16 protein-coding genes are annotated in these 17,415 nt (G+C 73.2%); 10 read left to right on the forward strand and 6 right to left on the reverse strand.

Features of this window, described 5'->3' with window-relative positions; genetic code table 11:
* Positions 1-70: 70 nt before the first annotated feature.
* Positions 71-511 carry a hypothetical protein gene (locus tag AOM01_RS09410; RefSeq protein WP_062292378.1) on the forward strand — a complete coding sequence of 147 codons (441 nt, stop codon included), beginning with the start codon at positions 71-73 and terminating at the stop codon, positions 509-511.
* Positions 512-564: 53 nt separating this feature from the next.
* Positions 565-987, forward strand: coding sequence for an SRPBCC family protein (locus AOM01_RS09415; RefSeq protein ID WP_062292382.1), 423 nt, complete (start codon positions 565-567; stop codon positions 985-987).
* 9 nt (positions 988-996) lie between these two features.
* Here AOM01_RS09415 and AOM01_RS09420 read toward each other — a convergent pair whose 3' ends face one another.
* From AOM01_RS09420 to AOM01_RS09430, 3 genes are read right to left on the reverse strand one after another with little or no spacing between them, the layout of a single operon-like run.
* Complete coding sequence (locus tag AOM01_RS09420; RefSeq protein WP_062292384.1) at positions 997-1,203, reverse strand: putative acetyltransferase; 207 nt, start codon at positions 1,201-1,203, stop codon at positions 997-999.
* Positions 1,204-1,207: 4 nt separating this feature from the next.
* Positions 1,208-2,740: an SDR family NAD(P)-dependent oxidoreductase gene (locus AOM01_RS09425; RefSeq protein ID WP_062292386.1), complete on the reverse strand. Its 1,533-nt coding sequence runs from the start codon at positions 2,738-2,740 to the stop codon at positions 1,208-1,210.
* Positions 2,741-2,776: 36 nt separating this feature from the next.
* Positions 2,777-4,654, reverse strand: a complete 1,878-nt coding sequence (locus AOM01_RS09430; RefSeq protein ID WP_062292389.1) for a DEAD/DEAH box helicase — start codon at positions 4,652-4,654, stop codon at positions 2,777-2,779.
* A 120-nt stretch (positions 4,655-4,774) separates the two neighbouring features.
* Here AOM01_RS09430 and AOM01_RS09435 point away from each other — a divergent pair, with 120 nt between their 5' ends.
* Complete coding sequence (locus AOM01_RS09435) at positions 4,775-5,704, forward strand: CE1 family esterase (protein ID WP_062292391.1); 930 nt, start codon at positions 4,775-4,777, stop codon at positions 5,702-5,704.
* Positions 5,705-5,728: 24 nt separating this feature from the next.
* On the opposite strand, the gene AOM01_RS09440 is transcribed toward AOM01_RS09435, so the two are convergent.
* Positions 5,729-7,294, reverse strand: coding sequence for an SDR family oxidoreductase (locus AOM01_RS09440; protein WP_062292394.1), 1,566 nt, complete (start codon positions 7,292-7,294; stop codon positions 5,729-5,731).
* A gap of 110 nt (positions 7,295-7,404) precedes the next feature.
* Between AOM01_RS09440 and AOM01_RS09445 the strand changes: the two genes are divergently transcribed.
* Positions 7,405-9,078: an alpha/beta-hydrolase family protein gene (locus AOM01_RS09445; RefSeq protein WP_062292396.1), complete on the forward strand. Its 1,674-nt coding sequence runs from the start codon at positions 7,405-7,407 to the stop codon at positions 9,076-9,078.
* Positions 9,079-9,214: 136 nt separating this feature from the next.
* Complete coding sequence (locus AOM01_RS09450; protein ID WP_062292399.1) at positions 9,215-9,706, forward strand: hypothetical protein; 492 nt, start codon at positions 9,215-9,217, stop codon at positions 9,704-9,706.
* 16 nt (positions 9,707-9,722) lie between these two features.
* On the opposite strand, the gene AOM01_RS09455 is transcribed toward AOM01_RS09450, so the two are convergent.
* Complete coding sequence (locus AOM01_RS09455) at positions 9,723-11,051, reverse strand: flavin monoamine oxidase family protein (RefSeq protein WP_062292401.1); 1,329 nt, start codon at positions 11,049-11,051, stop codon at positions 9,723-9,725.
* Positions 11,052-11,209: 158 nt separating this feature from the next.
* Between AOM01_RS09455 and AOM01_RS09460 the strand changes: the two genes are divergently transcribed.
* From AOM01_RS09460 to AOM01_RS09470, 3 genes are all read left to right on the forward strand, one after another.
* Positions 11,210-12,835, forward strand: coding sequence for an alcohol dehydrogenase catalytic domain-containing protein (locus tag AOM01_RS09460; protein ID WP_082110141.1), 1,626 nt, complete (start codon positions 11,210-11,212; stop codon positions 12,833-12,835).
* Positions 12,836-12,885: 50 nt separating this feature from the next.
* Positions 12,886-13,554, forward strand: coding sequence for an SDR family NAD(P)-dependent oxidoreductase (locus AOM01_RS09465; RefSeq protein ID WP_062292403.1), 669 nt, complete (start codon positions 12,886-12,888; stop codon positions 13,552-13,554).
* Between the two features lie 88 nt (positions 13,555-13,642).
* Positions 13,643-14,122, forward strand: coding sequence for an SRPBCC family protein (locus AOM01_RS09470; protein ID WP_062292406.1), 480 nt, complete (start codon positions 13,643-13,645; stop codon positions 14,120-14,122).
* Positions 14,123-14,166: 44 nt separating this feature from the next.
* Here AOM01_RS09470 and helR read toward each other — a convergent pair whose 3' ends face one another.
* A complete protein-coding gene (gene helR / locus AOM01_RS09475) occupies positions 14,167-16,356 on the reverse strand; it encodes an RNA polymerase recycling motor ATPase HelR (RefSeq protein ID WP_062292409.1) in 2,190 nt (729 codons plus the stop codon).
* Positions 16,357-16,493: 137 nt separating this feature from the next.
* Between helR and AOM01_RS09480 the strand changes: the two genes are divergently transcribed.
* Both AOM01_RS09480 and AOM01_RS09485 read left to right on the forward strand, forming a co-directional pair.
* A complete protein-coding gene (locus AOM01_RS09480) occupies positions 16,494-17,006 on the forward strand; it encodes an LURP-one-related/scramblase family protein (RefSeq protein ID WP_062292412.1) in 513 nt (170 codons plus the stop codon).
* Between the two features lie 4 nt (positions 17,007-17,010).
* A complete protein-coding gene (locus tag AOM01_RS09485) occupies positions 17,011-17,292 on the forward strand; it encodes a hypothetical protein (RefSeq protein WP_062292415.1) in 282 nt (93 codons plus the stop codon).
* Positions 17,293-17,415: the final 123 nt, after the last annotated feature.

A 17,415-nucleotide genomic window follows, 5' to 3' on the forward strand; every position in this document is an offset into this window, starting at 1 on the left:
GGCGAACGGGGCCGGGCGAGAAGGCTGGGAGGCGGGCGGCAACGGCCGTCCCTCCACGAAAGGAACCACCATGTCCGCCGTCCCCGCACCCTCCGTCAAGGCTCCGACAGTCCCCTCCGTCGAGCCGCGCACCGCCTCCTACGGCCGCCACCTGCGCGGCATCCTGCTCGCGGCGTTCACCCTCTCCGCGGCCCACACCGTCTACGCCTGGCTCGCCGGCATCGAGGACCCGACGTTCACGGTCACCACGCCCCTCGCCTGGGCCTTCTACGGCGTCGCCTTCGCTATCGCCTGGCTCTCCGGACGCCCGGCACGCTGGGCGCAGCTCACCGTGCTCGGCTACCTTGCGGTGCTCCTCGGAATCTCGATCTTCTACTACCCGACCACGTTCGGCCCCGCGCAGCAGACCACCTTCGGGTGGTTCGAGAACGACGTCTACGTGGGCGTGCTCGTGACCGCCGCCTACCTGGGTGTGCAGCGGCTCCGCGGCGTGGCGATCCGCGAGGCCTGAGGGCGCCGTCGCCACCGCTCGCGCACAGCCCCGACCGGGGCGACAATCAAGGCGTGACCCAGAGCGTCGCGATCGACATCGCGGCCCCGCCCGACCGGGTGTGGGCGGTGCTGAGCGACGTCGACCACTGGCCGGAGTGGACACCCACGGTCACGTCGGTGACCCGGTCCGACGACGCCCCGCTCCATGTGGGCACCCACGTGAAGGTGGCGCAACCCAGGCTCGCCGACGCCGACTACGCCGTCACCGAGCTGGATCCCGGCCACTCCTTCACCTGGGTCGCCACGCACCCCGGCCTCGCCACCACGGCCCGCCACGAGGTCGACCCGCTGCCCGACGGCGGCACCCACGTGACACTGTCGATCACCCAGGGCGGGCTGCTCGGCCCCCTCATGGGCCGCGTCTACCGGGGCCTCACCGACGAGTACCTCCACCACGAGGCGAACGGCCTCAAGGCCAGGTGCGAAGCGGCCTGAGCGAGCGGGTCAGACCGTGCGACGTGGAGGCGCCGGTGGCACCTCCTTGGCGGCGATGATGGTGTCGCCCACGATCCGCACGGTCCCGCGCCGGGTCTCGACCACCACCTCCGCCGCGTCCACGCTGACGAGGGTGCCCAGCGCATCGGTCGCCTGCCCGTCTTCGAACAGGTACCGCACCACCACGCGATGCCCGGGCGCGGGCAGCCGGATCACGCCGTCACCACTTCGAGGGCGCGTAGTCCTTGAGGAACACCCCGAAGAGGTCCTCGCCGCCCTCGCCGCGCACCACCGGGTCGTACACCCGGGCGGCGCCGTCGACCAGGTCGAGCGGCGCGTGGAAGCCCTCCTCGGCCAGCCGCACCTTGGTGGGGTGAGGACGCTCGTCGGTGATCCAGCCCGTGTCGACGCTGGTCATGAGGATCCGGTCCGTCTCGAACATCTCGCGCGCGCTGGTCCGGGTGAGCATGTTGAGCGCCGCCTTCGCCATGTTGGTGTGCGGGTGGCCGGGGCCCTTGTAGCCGCGCTCGAACACGCCCTCCATCGCGGAGACGTTCACCACGTAGGAGCGACCGGTGGACGATGCGGCGGCCGCCTGAGCGAGCGACGCACGCAGGCGGTTGATGAGGATGAACGGGGCGGTCGAGTTGCACAGCTGCACCTCGAGCAGCTCGAGCGGGGTGACCTCGCCGACGGCCTGGATCCACGAGTTGGTGTCGTGGAGGTCGGGCACCAGCCCGCCCGCGTCGATGGCGGTGCCGTCCGCGAGCCTCTCCAGCGACGAGGACCCGGGCGCGAGCGCGAGGTCCGTGAGGCGCTGCGCCTCGGCGGCCGCGGCGCCGGCGCCCATCTCATCGAGATGCGCGGACGCGAGGAGCGGATGCGTGGCGACGCTCGACTCGATGCTGAGCGGGTGCGCGTCGTTGGTGCGGCCAAGCGTGAGGAGGTGCGGCCCCTTGCCGTCCTCCCACAGCCCGTGCGGGATGGGCACAGACTCGGCTTCGACCAGCGGCGCGTACGCGCCGGGGGAGCGGCGCACCGTCTGAGCGGCGTTGTTGATGAGGATGTCGAGCGGTCCATGCGCCGCGACCGAGTCCGCGAGCGCGACCACCTGGGCGGGATCGCGCAGGTCGATCCCCACCACAGTGAGCCGGTGGAGCCAGTCCGCGGCGTCGGGCATGGCCGCGAAGCGACGCACGGCGTCGCGCGGGAACCGGGTCGTGACGGTGAGGTCGGCACCGTCACGGAGCAGCAGCAGGGCGATGTGCATGCCGATCTTCGCGCGCCCGCCCGTGAGCAGAGCGCGCTTGCCGCGCAGGTCGGTGCGCGCGTGGCGCTTCGCGTGCCCGGTCGCCGCGCAAGCCGGGCAGAGCTGGTGGTAGAACGCGTCGACCTGCGTGTACTTCTGCTTGCAGATGTAGCAGGGACGCGCCTTGAGGTAGGTGCCCGCGGTGGGCGCCGAGGCCCGCGCCTCGAGCGTCAGCCCGCGGGTCTCGTCGTCGATCCTGTCGGCGGCGCCGGTCGCGGTGGCCGCGACCACGGCCGAGTCCGCCTCGGCGATCGCGGCGCGGCGGTCGCGCCTGCGGCTCTGCTTGACGGCCTTGATCATCGCCGCCGTCGCGTTGCGGACCGTGCTGAAGTCCGGGTGGTCCTCGTCGACGTCGTTCAGCGACGCCAGCACGCGCAGCGTGGTGGCGAGGTCGTCGGGGTCGATGACGTGGCTGGGGGGAGCGTCGGCAGGGGTCTCGGGCACTCGCTCGATTCTACCGGCGCCCCCCACGGCGCGACGTCAGTCCCAGCGCGGCTTGCGCGGGCGACGGTCGTCGCCCCGCGAGTCGCCGCGGAAGTCACCGCGCGAGTCCCCGCGGTCGCCGTAGCGGCCGCCACGCGATCCACCCCGCGAGTCGCCTCGCGAGTCGTTCCGGTCGCCGTACCGACCTCCACGGGATCCGCCGCGCGAGCCCGGCCCGCCGTCGGGCTTGATCTCGATCAGCCGGCCGGAGATGCGCGTCCCGCTCAGGCGGTTCAGCGCCGAGGGCGGCAGCGTCGACGGCAGCTCGACCAGCGAGAACTCGGGCTTGATGGTGATCTTGCCGAAGTCGCCGCGCGCGAGCCCACCCTCGTTCGCGAGCGCGCCCACGATCTGCCGGGGCTCGACCTTGTGGCGCTTGCCCACCTCGATCCGGTAGGTCGTGAAGCCCTCGCTGGGCCCACGGCCCCGGCGGTCGTCGTCGCGGCCCGCACCCCGCGCATCGTCCCGCGCACGGTCGCGCGTGCCGCGGTCGGGAGCGAACTGCTGACGCTTGGGCTCGTCGGCCGGGTCCAGCAGCAGGGGAGTCTCGCCCTGCGCGACCACCGCGAGGGCCGCGGCCACGTCCGCCTCGGGGACGTCGTGGTGCTCGACGTAGTGGCCGATGATGTCGCGGAAGCGGCTGATGCGGTCGGCCTGCTCGAGGGCGGCGGTGATCGAGTCGTCGAAGCGTGCGAGGCGGGTCGCGTTGACCTCGTCGGCGCTGGGCCAGTGCATCTCGGTGAGCGGCTGGCGCGTGGCCTTCTCGATCGCGGTGAGCATGCGGCGCTCGCGCGGCGTGATGAAGCTGATCGCGTCGCCGGTGCGGCCCGCACGGCCGGTGCGGCCCACGCGGTGGACGTAGGACTCCGTGTCGATCGGGATGTCGAAGTTCACCACGTGGCTGATGCGCTCGACGTCGAGACCGCGGGCGGCCACGTCGGTGGCGACCAGGATGTCGAGCTTGCCGTCCTTGAGCTGCTTGATGGTGCGCTCGCGCTGGGCCTGCGCGACGTCGCCGCTGATCGCGGCGGCCGCGAGGCCACGGGCGCGGAGGCGCTCGGCAACGGTCTCGGTGTCGTTCTTGGTGCGTGTGAACACGATCATCGCCTCGAAGTTCTCGACCTCGAGGATGCGGGTGAGCGCGTCCATCTTCTGCTGGTACGACACCACCAGGTAGCGCTGGGTGATGGTCGACGACGTGGTGGTCTTGCGCTTGACGGTGATCTCGGTCGGGTCCGTGAGGTAGCGCTGGGACAGGCGCCGGATGGACGCGGGCATGGTCGCGGAGAACAGCGCGACCTGCTTGTCGTCGGGCGTGGACGCGAGGATGGTCTCGACGTCCTCGGCGAAGCCCATCTTCAGCATCTCGTCGGCCTCGTCGAGCACCAGGTACTTGAGCTCGGACAGGTCGAGCGTGCCCTTGTCGAGGTGGTCCATGATGCGGCCAGGCGTGCCGACGACGATGTGCACGCCGCGGCGCAGCGCGGACAGCTGGACGCCGTAGCCCTGGCCGCCGTACACGGGCAGCACGTGGACGCCCTTGATCTCCGCGGCGTAGCGCTCGAACGCCTCGCAGACCTGGAGCGCGAGCTCGCGGGTGGGGGCGAGCACCAGCGCCTGCGGCGCCTTCTGCGCCTTGTCCAGGCGCGCGAGGATCGGCAGCGCGAACGCGGCGGTCTTGCCGGTGCCGGTCTGGGCCAGGCCCACCACGTCGCCGCCCTCGAGCAGCAGCGGGATGGTCTCCGCCTGGATCGCGGACGGCGTCTCGTACCCCACCGCCTTCAACGACTTGAGAATCGGGCCGTCGAGGCCGAGGTCGGCGAAGGTCTGCGTGGGCGCGTCAGCGGCGTCGGTCTCGGGGCTGTCGGAAGTCATGTGACAACCGTAGGCGTCCGCGGTCCCGTACGGGGACCAAGCGGGCGTTTTGGTCGCGATCGATCGGTGCCGCGCGCCCGGCGCGGCGGCATTGGCGGTGCCTACGATGGCCGCGTGAGCATGTCCATCGCCGGGCGGCCGCACCGTCCGCCTGGGCGCGCGCGCCGGTGGATCGGCAGGGTCGCCGCGGTCGTGGTCGCGCTCGCCGCGTGCAGCGGCGGAGGGGACGATGCCCCGGCTGGGGGCGACGCCACGTCCGGGGGCGCGCAGGCGGACCGTCCGTACGAGGTCCACGTGCCCCCTGCGGCGGGAGAGTCGCCGCCGTTGCTCCTGGTGCTGCACGGGTACGGCATGACCGGCGACCAGCTCGTCGACATCTACGACATCGACACCCTGTCCGAGCAGCTCGGCCTCGTCTACGTCGCGCCCGACGGCACGCCCGACGAGTCCGGTCGCCGCTTCTGGGACGCGAGCACCGCGTGCTGCAACTTCACCGGCACGCCCGTCGACGATTCGACCTACCTGGCGGACCTCGTCGACGCGGTGGTGGCGGAGCACGGCATCGACCCTGCGCGGGTGTTCGTGCTCGGCGTCTCGAACGGCGGCTTCATGGCGTACCGCCTCGCGTGCGAGCATGCCGACGCGTTCGCCGCGATCGCGAGCGTCGCGGGCGCGAACGCGCCGCCCGGGGAGTGCGCCGCGGACGTCGCCATGAGCGTCCTCGAGGTCCATGGCACCGCCGACGACACCATCGCGTACAGCGGCGCGTCGATGGGCGCCACGACCTACCCCTCGGCGCCCGACGGCGTGACCGCCTGGGCGGACCTCGACGGCTGCGACGCGCGGCTGCTCGAGCAGGACGGCGCCCTGGACCTCGAGGCGACCATCGACGGGGCGGAGACGAGCGTCGCGAGCGCGCCCGATTGCCCCGAAGGCGTGGCAGCGGAGCTCTGGACCGTGACCGGCGCCGACCACGAGATGGACTTCGGGCCGGACGCCGTGCCGGCGATCCTGGATTTTCTGCTCGCCCATCCCCGGGCGGGGACATGAGGGGGACGATGCGCGGGCCGGCTCTCACGCAGGCTCGGCGCCCTCGGCCTCCGCGACGATCCTGTTGACCATGCCGCTGAAGATCAGTCCGTGGAACGGCAGCATCGCCAGCCAGTACAGGCGCCCCGTCAGCCCTCGGGGGAAGAAAACCGCACGCTGGCGGTACACGGATCCGGACGGCGTGGGCTCGACCCCGAGCTCGAGCCACGCCTGGCCCGGCACGCGCATCTCGGCCCGCAGCCGCAGCAGCCGCTCGGGCTCGACCACCTCGACCCGCCACACGTCGACCGCATCCCCGACGCGGAGGTCGCCACGCGTGCGCCGGCCCCGCCGCTGACCCACGCCACCGACGACCCGATCCATGAGCCCCCGTGCGGCCCACAGCACCGACGCCGAGTACCAGCCCGTGGCGCCGCCCACCGCGGTGATGACGTCCCACACCGGTCCCGGCCCCGCGCTCGTGACCTTGCTGCGGGCGTCCTGGAAGACCGTCCTCCCCGCCCAGTCGGGATCGCTGGGCATCGGGTCGCTGGGAGCGCCGAGGACGCGGGAGTCGACCCAGCTGGTCTCGACCTCGTCGATCTCGACGCGTCCGAGCGCGAGCCGGACAGCCTCGCGGTAGCCGGTGAGCCCGCCGGGCGGCGGCGGGATCACCCCGGCCACCGCATCGTCCCTCACCACGCACGAATGCAGCAGCGACTCGACCAGCGGGCGCGCGATCTGACGGGGCACCGGCGTCACCAGTCCCACCCAGTGCGACGCCAGGCTCGGCGTGAGGACGGGCAGCGCGGTGATGCCGCGACGGGGGAGCCCGGCGACGGCGGCGTAGCCGTTCATCATCTCGGAGTACCGCATGACGTCGGGCCCGCCGATGTCGAGCTCGCGGTTGACGTCGGCCTCGATCCGGGCGGCGGAGAGCAGGTAGTGCATCACGTCGCGCACGGCGATCGGCTGGATGAGGTTGCGCACCCACCGCGGCGCGGGCATGTACGGCAGCACCTCGGTGAGGTGGCGGATCATCTCGAAGGACGCGGACCCGGACCCGATCACGACTCCGGCCTGCAGCACGATCGTGGGCGTCGCGGACGCGAGCAGGATGTCGCCCACCTCCTTGCGGGACGCCAGGTGGGGCGAGAGCTCGACGCCGTCGGGGTGCAGTCCAGAGAGGTAGACGATGCGGCGGGGACGATGCACGGAGGCCGCCTTCGCGACGGTGAGGGCGATGGCCCGGTCGAGCCTGCCGTAGTCACGGCCGCTGTGCATGGAGTGGATGAGGTAGTAGACGAGGTCGACGCCCGCCATGGCCCTGTCCATCGCCGCCGGGTCCGCGGCGTCGCCCTCGATCACCTCGATGCCGTCCGCCCACGGCAGGCCCGTCAGCCGCGCCGCGGATCTGGTGAGCGCGCGCACGCGGTAGCCGCCGGCGAGCAGGCGTGGCACCAGGCGTCCGCCGATGTAGCCGGTCGCCCCCAGCACCAGCACGAGCGGCGCGCTCCCGTCCGGGCCCGGCAGTGCGCGGAGGTGCGCCTCGGTGCCGAGGGGGCTGCTGAGGCCGGCGGGGTCGAGCGGGGCGGGGCGTGCTGCGGGCATCGGTCCTCCGTCGCGTCGTCGCCAGCGGGTGCTCTGACGGAACCATGGCGGGGGAGCGCGGTATTCCCGGACCGCCACCGCTAGGGTGAGCGCGACGAAGGGGGAGGTACATGGTCAAGGTGGTGCGCATCGGGTCGCGGCTCGACCTCGCGGGAGCGGCGGTCGGCCTCGCCGCGGTGGCGGTCTCGCTCACGCCGTCCCTCCTGCCTCGCCCCGCGTGGGGCCAGGGCCTCGTGTCGGGTCTGGCGTTCGGCGTCGGCTACGGCGTCGGCGTGCTGGCATGGCGCGGCATCGCCCGCCTGTCCCGCGGCCGCCTCCCCGAGGCGGCCGAGGCGCGGGCGTGGATCGTCGCGCTCATCGGCCTCGCCGGTGCCGCCGTCCTCATGCCGTTCGCGGTCGACTGGCAGAACTCGGTACGCGAGGCCGTCGGGATGCCGGACACGGACGGCTTCGATTGGATGGTCGCCGCACTCGCGTTCGCCGCCGGTTCGTGGCTCGCCTTCGCGATCGGGCGCGGCGTCGCGGCCGGGTACCGCCGCCTGTGGGCGCTCATCTCGCCCCGCATCCCCGGCCGCGCGTCGCGACCGCGCCTCGCGCGGCTCGGCGGCGGCGCCGCGACCGTGGTGGCGATGCTCGCGGTCTTCTCCGTGGGCCTGTCGGTGCTCTCGTGGCTGCTCACCCTCGCCTCCGAGCACGCGAACCGCCAGTACGACCCGGAGTACATCCAACCCACCAGCGCGCTGCGCTCCGGCAGCCCGGACAGCCTGGTGCCGTGGGATCAGATCGGCCAGGCCGGCGTGAAGATCGTCGCCGGCGGGCCCACCGCGGACGAGATCGAGCTGGTTACCGGCGTGCCCGCGCAGGAGCCGATCCGCGTCTACGTGGGCGTCGACGTGCCCGGCACGTTCGAGGAGAAGGCGCAGCTGGCGGTGCAGGAGCTCGAGCGGACCGGCGCCGCCGACCGCTCGGTGCTGATGATCGCGGGCACCACCGGTTCGGGCTGGCTCGACCCGGCCGCGATCGACGGATTCGAGTACCTCCACGCGGGCGACACCGCGATCGTGAGCCTGCAGTACGGCGCGACCGGCAGCCCCGTCTCCGCGCTGCTCACCCCCGACCTCTCGCAGGACGGCACCACCGCTCTGGTGGACGCGGTCACCTCGTGGTGGAACGAGCTTCCCGCGGACGGTCGGCCCCAGCTGGTGGTCTACGGGCTCAGCCTCGGCAGCTTCGGGATCCAGTCCGCGTACGCCGACATCGCGGACCTGCGCGCCTCGACTCAGGGCGCCGTGCTCGCGGGCACCCCCTCGTTCACCCCGGTGTGGAGCGCCGCCCAGGACGCGCGCGACGCCGGCAGCCCCTACCCGTTGCCGGTGCTCGACGACGGCCTTGAGGTGCGCTGGGCCGACGCGTGGGGCGGCCTCGAGACGCTCACGGGCCCGTGGGAGCCCACCCGCGTGGCGTACCTGCAGCACGGCAACGACCCGATCGTGTGGATCGGGCCCCGCGTGATCTGGTCGAAGCCGGCGTGGCTCCAGGACGGCCAGCGCTCGGCGCAGGTGAGCGAGGACATGGTCTGGATCCCGGTGGTGACCGCGTTCCAGGGCGTCATCGACCTCATCCTGTCGACCGCGGTGCCCGAGGACGCCGGCCACAAGTACGGCAACCTCGCCGTCGACGGTCTCCACCAGGTCACCGGCGACGCGGGCCTGTCGGACGAGGCCGTCGAGCGCGTGCGGTTCGTGATCGAGCAGTACGACACGTTCTCGCCCGTCTCGAACTGACCGCGGTCGCGGCCGAGACCTCGTACCGCGCCCGCGGTACGAGGAAGTGTCTGCGCGCGCACGATGACCCCGCGCGCGGCCCACGGGACGCTGGAATCCTGCGGCGGACAGCCCGCCGGCAGGAGGGAGCCGCGCCATGTCCACCGCCCACGACACCACCTCGCTCCGCGCCGGAGCCGGCCTCGGGATCACCGCGGCGGTGATGATGACCGCTGCGGCACTCCTCATCCCCGGGCCGCCGTCCGCGTCGCGGGCACACGTGGCCGACGTGGACGCGATGGCGGTCGAGACGCTCACGCTCGATCAGGCCATCGACGCGAACATCGCCGAGATCGAGTACTTCATCGACCTCGGCGGCGCGTTCGAGCGAGGTCCCGACGGCATGGCGATCCTGGACGCCCACGGCGCCGCGGCGATCGCGGGCCTGCGCGAGCTAGGAGGCGACGTCGCGACGTCCTTGGCGATGGACCCGGCGGTGGTGGCCGACGCGATCGCCGCCGCCGACGGCTCGCCGATCGACGCCGCGACCGGGCTCGCGACCGGCACGGCGCGCGACGCCGGCTACGAGGTGATCTGCACCGAGGCGCACGGCGGCATCACGCTCGGCTTCGCCCCGGTCGCGGCCTGAGCCGCGGCGCCGCCGCTCAGCTGCGAGCCCACAGCTCCTCGATCGCGACGTCCTCGCCGAGGATCCGGCACGCCGCACGGTGACCCGACCGCAGCGCGGCGGGGACCGTCGCGGGATCGTCGGTCCACGTCGCCTCGCCGGCGAGGTGCAGCACGCCGCCGACAGGCGTCGCGAGAGCGTCGTGATCGCCGGTGGTCGACCCCGGTCGCATGAACGCGTACGCGCCCCGCGCATACGGGTCCGCCTGCCACGCGGTCACCGCGACGCCCTCGGGCTCGGGGATCCCGTCGCCGTAGAGCCGGCGGAGCTGCGCCATCACGGACGCCGCGACTCGGTCCGCGTCCCACCCCGCGATCGCGCGCGCGGCGGGGCCCGCCGCGAAGGTGAGCAGCGTGGGCGTGCCGTGCAGGTCGGTGAGGTCGTACCAGGAGTGCCACCAGCGGCCCTCGGGTCCCTGCTGCCGGATCGCGTAGGCACCCTCGCCCCAGAAGCGTGTGGGGAACCGGAGGAACACCTTCTCGAACGCGTTCATCTCCAGGCGGCTCAGCGGCCCGGCAACCGCGTCCGGGAGCGGCGGATCGATCGCCAGGTCGCCGGACCGCAGCACGCCCACGGGCACCGTGAGCACGCACGTGTCCGCGGACACCACCCGGCCGTCCGCCGTCACCCGCACCCCGGAGCCCGACCACGCGACCCTCGACACCACGTGCTCGAGCCGCACGTCGAGGCCCTCGGCGAGCGCAGCGGGCAGCCGGTCGTACCCGTCCGGGAACACCACCTCGTCGCCCTCGACCGCGTCGTCGTCGAGCCCGTGTGCCGCGAGGTCCTCGATCCAGGCCCCGTACTGCTCCTCCGTGCGATGCTCGAGGAACTCTCGCACCCGCGCGGCCCGGTCCGGCGCCCATCCCTGCGCGGCGATCGCGCTCTCCGTCACGTGCCGGTACGTGTCGAGCGGCGCCGAGCCCGCGATCGCGTCGCGCAGGGCGGCGTCGACGGCCCGCACGTCCGCCGCGAAGCCGGCCGCCGCATCGTCCCCGAGCGGTGCGCCCTCGGGGGAGAAGTACGCGATCGGGCGGCCGTCGACCTGGTAGCTGCCCACGGTGAACTCGTGCATCCGCATGCCGAACGCGCGCGTCGCGTCCGCGACCGGGCAGTCGTCGATCCCGTGGATCCACGAGGCGCCCAGGTCCGTGATGGCGCCGCCGTCGCGGCCCGTCCACACGCGTCCGCCGATCCGGTCGCGGGCCTCGAGCACCACCACCCGGCGGCCGGCGCGCCGCAGCAGCCGCGCGGCCGCGAGGCCGGACACGCCGGCCCCGATGACGATCGTGTCGACGTGCTCCATCGCCTCAGGCTCCCTCGCATCGTGGTGGGACGGACACTACCGCGCCGCCGACCACGCACGCGCCCGCATGTGAATGGCCATTAACAAGATGCGTGACAACCGGCACGGAGGCGGGCACACTGGGACCGCGCGTACAGCGACGTACCGAAGGGGTTCTCATGGTGGCAGCGGCGCCTGTGACGGCGGTGGTGGTGGAGGCGCCCGGTGCGAGGCCGGAGCCGCGCGAGGTCCGCTTGGACGCGCTCCGCGGGGACGAGGTGCTGGTCGAGATCGCCGCGTCCGGGATCTGCCACACCGACCTCACGGCCATCGACGGGGGCGCGGCGTTCCCGTTCCCTGCCGTGTTCGGGCACGAGGGTGCCGGCACCGTCGTCGAGGTGGGCGCCGGCGTCCGGGGGCTGGCGCCGGGGGACCGCGTGGTGCTCACCTTCGACGCCTGCGGCACCTGCCGACGTTGCCGCGACGGTCACCCGGCGTACTGCGAGCAGTTCGCGGCGCGCAACTACACCGGCGGCCGCGCGGACGGCTCGGCCACCGTGCGCGGGAGGAACGATGCCCCGGTCGCCGCGGCGTGGATGGGTCAGTCCTCGTGGGCGACCCGGGCGATCGCGCGCGCCACCAACGCGGTGCCGATCGGCGACGAGCTCCCCTTCACCCTCGCGGCACCGCTCGGCTGCGGGGTCCTCACGGGCGCGGGCACGGTGCTCACCGTGCTGCGACCGGGGCATGACGACCGCCTGCTCGTCGTGGGTGCGGGCACGGTGGGGCTGGCGGCGGTGATGGCCGCGCGTGCGATCGGCGTCGCCGGCATCACGGTGGTCGAGCCGGACCCCTCGCGGCGCGCACTGGCGCTCGAGCTCGGCGCCGAGCGGGCCGTGCCGCCCGAGGACGGCGCCTCGCTGGGACGAGGGTTCGCCGCGGCGCTCGACACGGTCGGCTCGCAGGCCGCGCTCGATCTCGCGATGCGCGCCCTCACCACGCCGGGCACGTGCGCGACCGTCGCGCTGCGTCCCGGTGCGAACCCGATCACAGTGAGCCAGAGCGCCCTGCTGTGGGGTCGCGCCCTGGTGGGCGTGATCGAGGGCGACGCGGTGCCGTCGCGGACCATCCCTCTCCTGGTGGGGTTGTGGCGCGCCGGCGTGCTCCCGCTGGAGCGGCTCGTCACCACGTATCCGCTCGCGCGGCTGGACGATGCCGTGGCGGACGCGCGCGCGGGCGAGGCGGTGAAGGCGGTGCTCGTGATGGGTGATGCGCCCACCCCGGTGGAGCCTGACGCAGCGACGGCGGGGATCACGGGCCCGGAGCGGGTGCTCCGGATCGCGGCCGCGGGACACGGCGAGCCGGCCGTGCTCGGCGCGCTGTGGGATGTCCTGCCTCCCGCGCGCTCCGCGGATCTGAGTGGGCTGTGGCGCGGCACCGGCATCGACACGGGGCATCGCATCCATGCCTCGCTCACCAGCGCCTCCTGGTTCGGCAAGAACTTCCTGTCCGACCATGCCGTGCAGCCGATCGTGTGCCGGGACACGGACGGCACGCTGGTGGCGGACGTCGCCCTCGCCGGTGGGGGCGCGTGGCTGAGCGACAGCGAGCACCGCGGCAGGGTGACGGCCACGATGACCTACGACACGCGCCCGGTCCACGACCACTTCGTGCGGGTCGACGCGGACACGCTCCTCGGGGTGATGGCCGGCAAAGGCGCGCGCGACGGAGGCGCGGACTACTACTTCCTGCTCCGGCGCGAGCCCGGCGACGCGCCGGGACGCCTGCCGGAGCGCCGGGCCTGACGCGCGCGCTAGGGTCGGAGCAGACCCCCGCACAGTCGAAGGAGACTCGCATGCCCACCATCGCCATCATCGGTGCCGGACCCGGTCTGGGGGCGGCGGTCGCGCGCCGATTCGGGCGCGAGGGGTTCTCGGTCGCGCTGATCTCGCGCGACCAGTCCAAGCTCGACGCGCTCGCCACCGACCTGGCGGCGGCCGGCGTGACCGCCCGCGGCTACGCGGCCGATGTGCGCGACGGCGCGTCGCTCGAGGCCGCGCTCGCCGACGCGGCCGCCGAGCTCGGCCACGTGACCGTGCTGCAGTACAGCCCGCTGCCCTCGCGCGACTACCTCAAGCCCGTGCTCGACCTCACCCCGGAGCTCGCGCTCGAGTCCCTGCGCTTCTCCGCGCTCGGGCTCATCCACGCCTCGCGCGCGGTGCTGCCCGCGATGCGTGCGGCGGGCGAGGGGAGCATCGTCCTCATCAACGGCGGCACCTCGGTGCAGGCGCGGCACGACTTCGCCGGCACCTCCGTCGCGTTCCCCGCGGAGAGCGCCTACGGCGAGATGCTGCACGACGCGCTGGCGGACTCCGGCGTCCGCGTCGCCCAGCTCGTGATCCCCGGATCGATCCCCAAGCTGCGCTACACGGTCGACGAGGTCGCCGACACCATCTGGGACCTGCACCTCGCCGACGGCGGCTTCCGCACCATGCTCATCCCCATGGACGAGGGGCGCGAGTAGGGTCCGAGCCCCTGCGCGGCCCGCCGGGCGCACCTACGCTGGAGGTGTGGAGCCACCACCGTCCCGGTCGGGAGAGGGGGTGAGGAACATGACTCCGACGAAGCCCTCCATCGCGCTCGCGGCCCACATCGATGCACCGGTCCACACCGTCTTCGAGTACTGCCGCGACCCGCGCAACCTTCACGATGGCGATCCCATCGAGGTCGTCGCCGTGCAGTTCACCGACGACGGGATCGGCACCACCGCGCAGCTGCGGTACCCGGCGCCCTTCCCGTTCGACGAGGATGTCGAGTTCGAGTTCACCGAGTTCGTCCCGGACAAGCGGATCGTCTTCGAGGCCCGCCCCACCGTGTGGATCCGGGGCCACCACGGCCCCCACCACGAGTTCGACGCAGAGACGTTCGTGTGGACGTTCGCGCCCGACGACGGCGGGACCCTGCTGAGCGTCGAGGTCCGCCCGGACCACGAGGGTCTCGGCACCCGCCTGGGCCACGCGGCGATGCTCGACCGCGTCCAGGCGCGGCTCGACAGGATCGTGCTGCACATCGAGGGGCCGGACCCGGAATAGGCCGATCACGCGGGCCCCTCCCTCGCGAGGGGCCCGTCCTCGTGTCAGCCCTCGAGCACCACCAGCTCGCGGGTGGCGCGCGTCATGGCGACGTACCGGTCCACCGCACCCGTGAGGCCGTCGCCGAAGGACGCGGGCTCGACCACGACCACCAGGTCGAACTCGAGACCCTTCGCGTCCGCCGGCGTGAGGGACCGGATCCGGTCGCCATCCGGCACGGTCGGATCGCCGATCACGCACGCGACACCCTCGGCGTGCGTCGCGAGCCATGACTCGAGCACCGCCGCCAGGTCGGCGCGGCGTCCGTGCTCGACGGGCAGCCCGCCCTCGCGGATCGATCGCGGCACATTGGCGTCGGGCAGCGCGGCACGGATCACGGGCGCCGCGTAGGCCATGATCTCCGCCGGTGTGCGGTAGTTGACGGTGAGGTGGGAGACCCGGGCATCTCGCATGCCGACCCGCGCGAGGCGCTCCTCCCAGGTCTCGGCGAAGCCATGGCGCGCCTGCGCGCGGTCGCCCACGACGGTGAGGCTGCCCGACGGGCAGCGGCGCAGCAGCGATCGCCACTGCGCATCCGTGAGCTCCTGCGCCTCGTCGACCACGAGATGCGCGAACGGGCCGGCAAGACGGTCGCCCGCCGCCTCGTCCTCGACCACGTTGCCCTCCCACGTCGCGCCCAGGTCCTGGCCGCGCAGCATCGACATCACGCGCAGCTCCGTGTCGTCCGACGCGATGAGGTCCTCCGCGACCTCCCTCATGCGGGCACGGTGGGCCTCGCGCCGCAGACGGTCGCCTCGAAGCCGCCGCGCGCGCTCCGGGTCACCCAGGCGGTCCCGCGCCGCGTCGATCAGCGGCAGGTCGGCGACGGTCCACGCGTCCGGCGCGTCGCGTCGGAGACCCGCGACCTCCTCCGCGGACAGCCACGGCGCGCACCGTCGCAGGTACGCCGGTACGGTGAGGAGATCGCCCACGATGTCGGTGGGCTCGAGGATGGGCCACGACGCGCCGATCGCCTCGAGCAGCCCTCGGTCGCGCGTGAGCGCCATGCGGAACGCCGCGTCCGGGTCGTCGACGCCCAGCCCGTATGCGTCGAACTGGTCGAGATCCTGCGACCCGACCCCCGCATCGTCCCCCTGTCCTCGCAGGCGATCGAGCAGGATCGCGAGCAGCGCCTCCCACACCTGGTCGCGGGCGTCGTTGTGCGGTGTGCCGGGCTCGGGCGCCGCGAACGCCTCCGCCCAATCCGCGGAGGTCACGCGCAGCTCGTCCTCGCCGAGCACGATCACGGGTCCGTCGCCCGGAGGCTCCTCGTACAACGCGACAGCCGCGTCGATCGCCAGGTCGAGCGTCGATTTCAGCCGCGCGACCTCGGGATCTGCCTCGTCGACGGCGTGGGCACCCTCCGGGACCAGGTCCGTGACCGTGCAGGTGCGCACCGAGTCCTCGCCCAGGCCGGGCAGCACGTCCGCGATGTACGCGAGGTACGGGCGATGGGGGCCGACCACCAGCACGCCGCCGCCCTGCGCGGCCAGCCGGGCGTCCGAGTACGTGAGGTACGCGGCGCGGTGGAGGGCCACCACCGTCTTCCCTGTCCCGGGACCTCCGTCGACCACGAGCGCGCCCGCCGAGCCCTCGCGGATGATCGCGTCCTGGTCCGCCTGGATGGTCGCGAGCACGTCGCGCATGCGCGACGAGCGGCTCGCCGCGAGGCTCGACATGAGCGCCGCGTCCTCGTCGAGCGCGACGCCCGGCACCCCATCGACGCCGAACGGCTCGTCCCAGTAGTCCACGATCCGTCCGCCTGTCCACCGGTAGCGGCGCCGGCTCGCGAGGCCCATGGGACGCGCCGCGGTCGCGCCGAAGAACGGCTCGGCGGCGGGGGAGCGCCAGTCCACCAGCAGGCGCGCCCCGTCCCCGTCGGTGAGTCCGAGGCGGCCGATGTAGGTGACCTCGCCGTCGTCGTGGACGATGCGCCCGAGGCACAGGTCCCGGCCGTACCGTTCGAGCGTGCGCACCCGGGCGCCGAGCCGGTGCACCTCGAGGTCCCGCTCCACGGTGGCCTGGCCGCCGCCGCCCGGCTTGAGCCGCTCCGCCTCGATCCGTGCGCGGAGCATCCCTACCTGGTCGTCGACGGCACGTGCGACCCGGGTCAGATGCGCCGTGTCCACGGAGATGAGCGCGGGGGCGGCCTTGGCGGTCAGGCGGGCGGGCAGGTCGAACATGACCTCGATCATCGCCCCGCACCGGGGCCTTGCCGCAAGCCCCCGTCCACGCGATATGGTGACGTTGAGAGGGAGCCGCGCCGCCGCATCGTCCCTGGTCCCGCCGCGTGGACGCCGCTAGGGTGGTCGCAACCGTGGAAGGGGAGACCATGACCGTGCCGGACGTGCCCGAGGGCTACACGCGCTACCTGATGAAGAGCAAGTTCGGGATGGGGCGCGACTTCCGCATCCTCGACCCGGCGACGGAGGCCGACCTGTTCTTCGTCGACGGCAAGGTGGGCGCCCGCCCCAGGGCCGAGGTGCAGGGGCCCGACGGTGCCACGCTGTTCACCGTCACCGGCAAGATGCTCGGCATCCCCAAGCGGATGGACGTCACGGACGCGTCCGGGGCCCAGGTCGCGCACCTCCACGCGCAGGCGTTCAAGTTCATCAAGGACAAGATCGACGTCACCCTCGCGTCCGGCGAGGAGTGGCTCCTCGAGGGCAACGTCATCGAGAAGGACTACTCGGTGCGCAACGCGCAGGGCGGCGTGGTGCTCCAGATCACCCAGAAGTGGCTGACCGTGCGCGACAAGTACACGATCGACGTGTGGCAGGGCGTGGAGCCGGGACTCGCGTTCGCGCTGGTGTGGGCGGTCGACCGTTGGGTCGAGAGGGACTGATCCCGTGTTCGTGCTCATGTCGATCCACCACCCGCATCCCGAGCATCGGGAGGCGTTGATCGGCTCGATGCACCGGTACGGCGACGCGATCCGCGGCGAGCACGGGCTCGTGTCCATCCACACGCTGGCCGACGCGGGCTCGGACCGGCTGGTGGGACTCGCCGTCTTCGCAACGGAGGAGGACTTCCGGCGCCTCGCCCCGCTCGCGCGCGCGGCCGTCGCCGACGACCCGTTCGAGGTATGGGAGCGGGTCCCCATCGACGGGCTCGCGCTCACCGAGGTCTAGGAGCACCCGTTCCCGTTGCCGCTCCTGCGGGGCGGTCGTATCCTGACGGACGCGCAGCATTCGTGACGAGTCCTCTCACTGGAGCGCCCTCCGCCGGTGCGAGCGGAGCGAGGTGAGCCGGTG

Origin of the sequence: Demequina phytophila (assembly GCF_000971135.1) — a bacterium.
Taxonomy (GTDB): domain Bacteria; phylum Actinomycetota; class Actinomycetes; order Actinomycetales; family Demequinaceae; genus Demequina; species Demequina phytophila.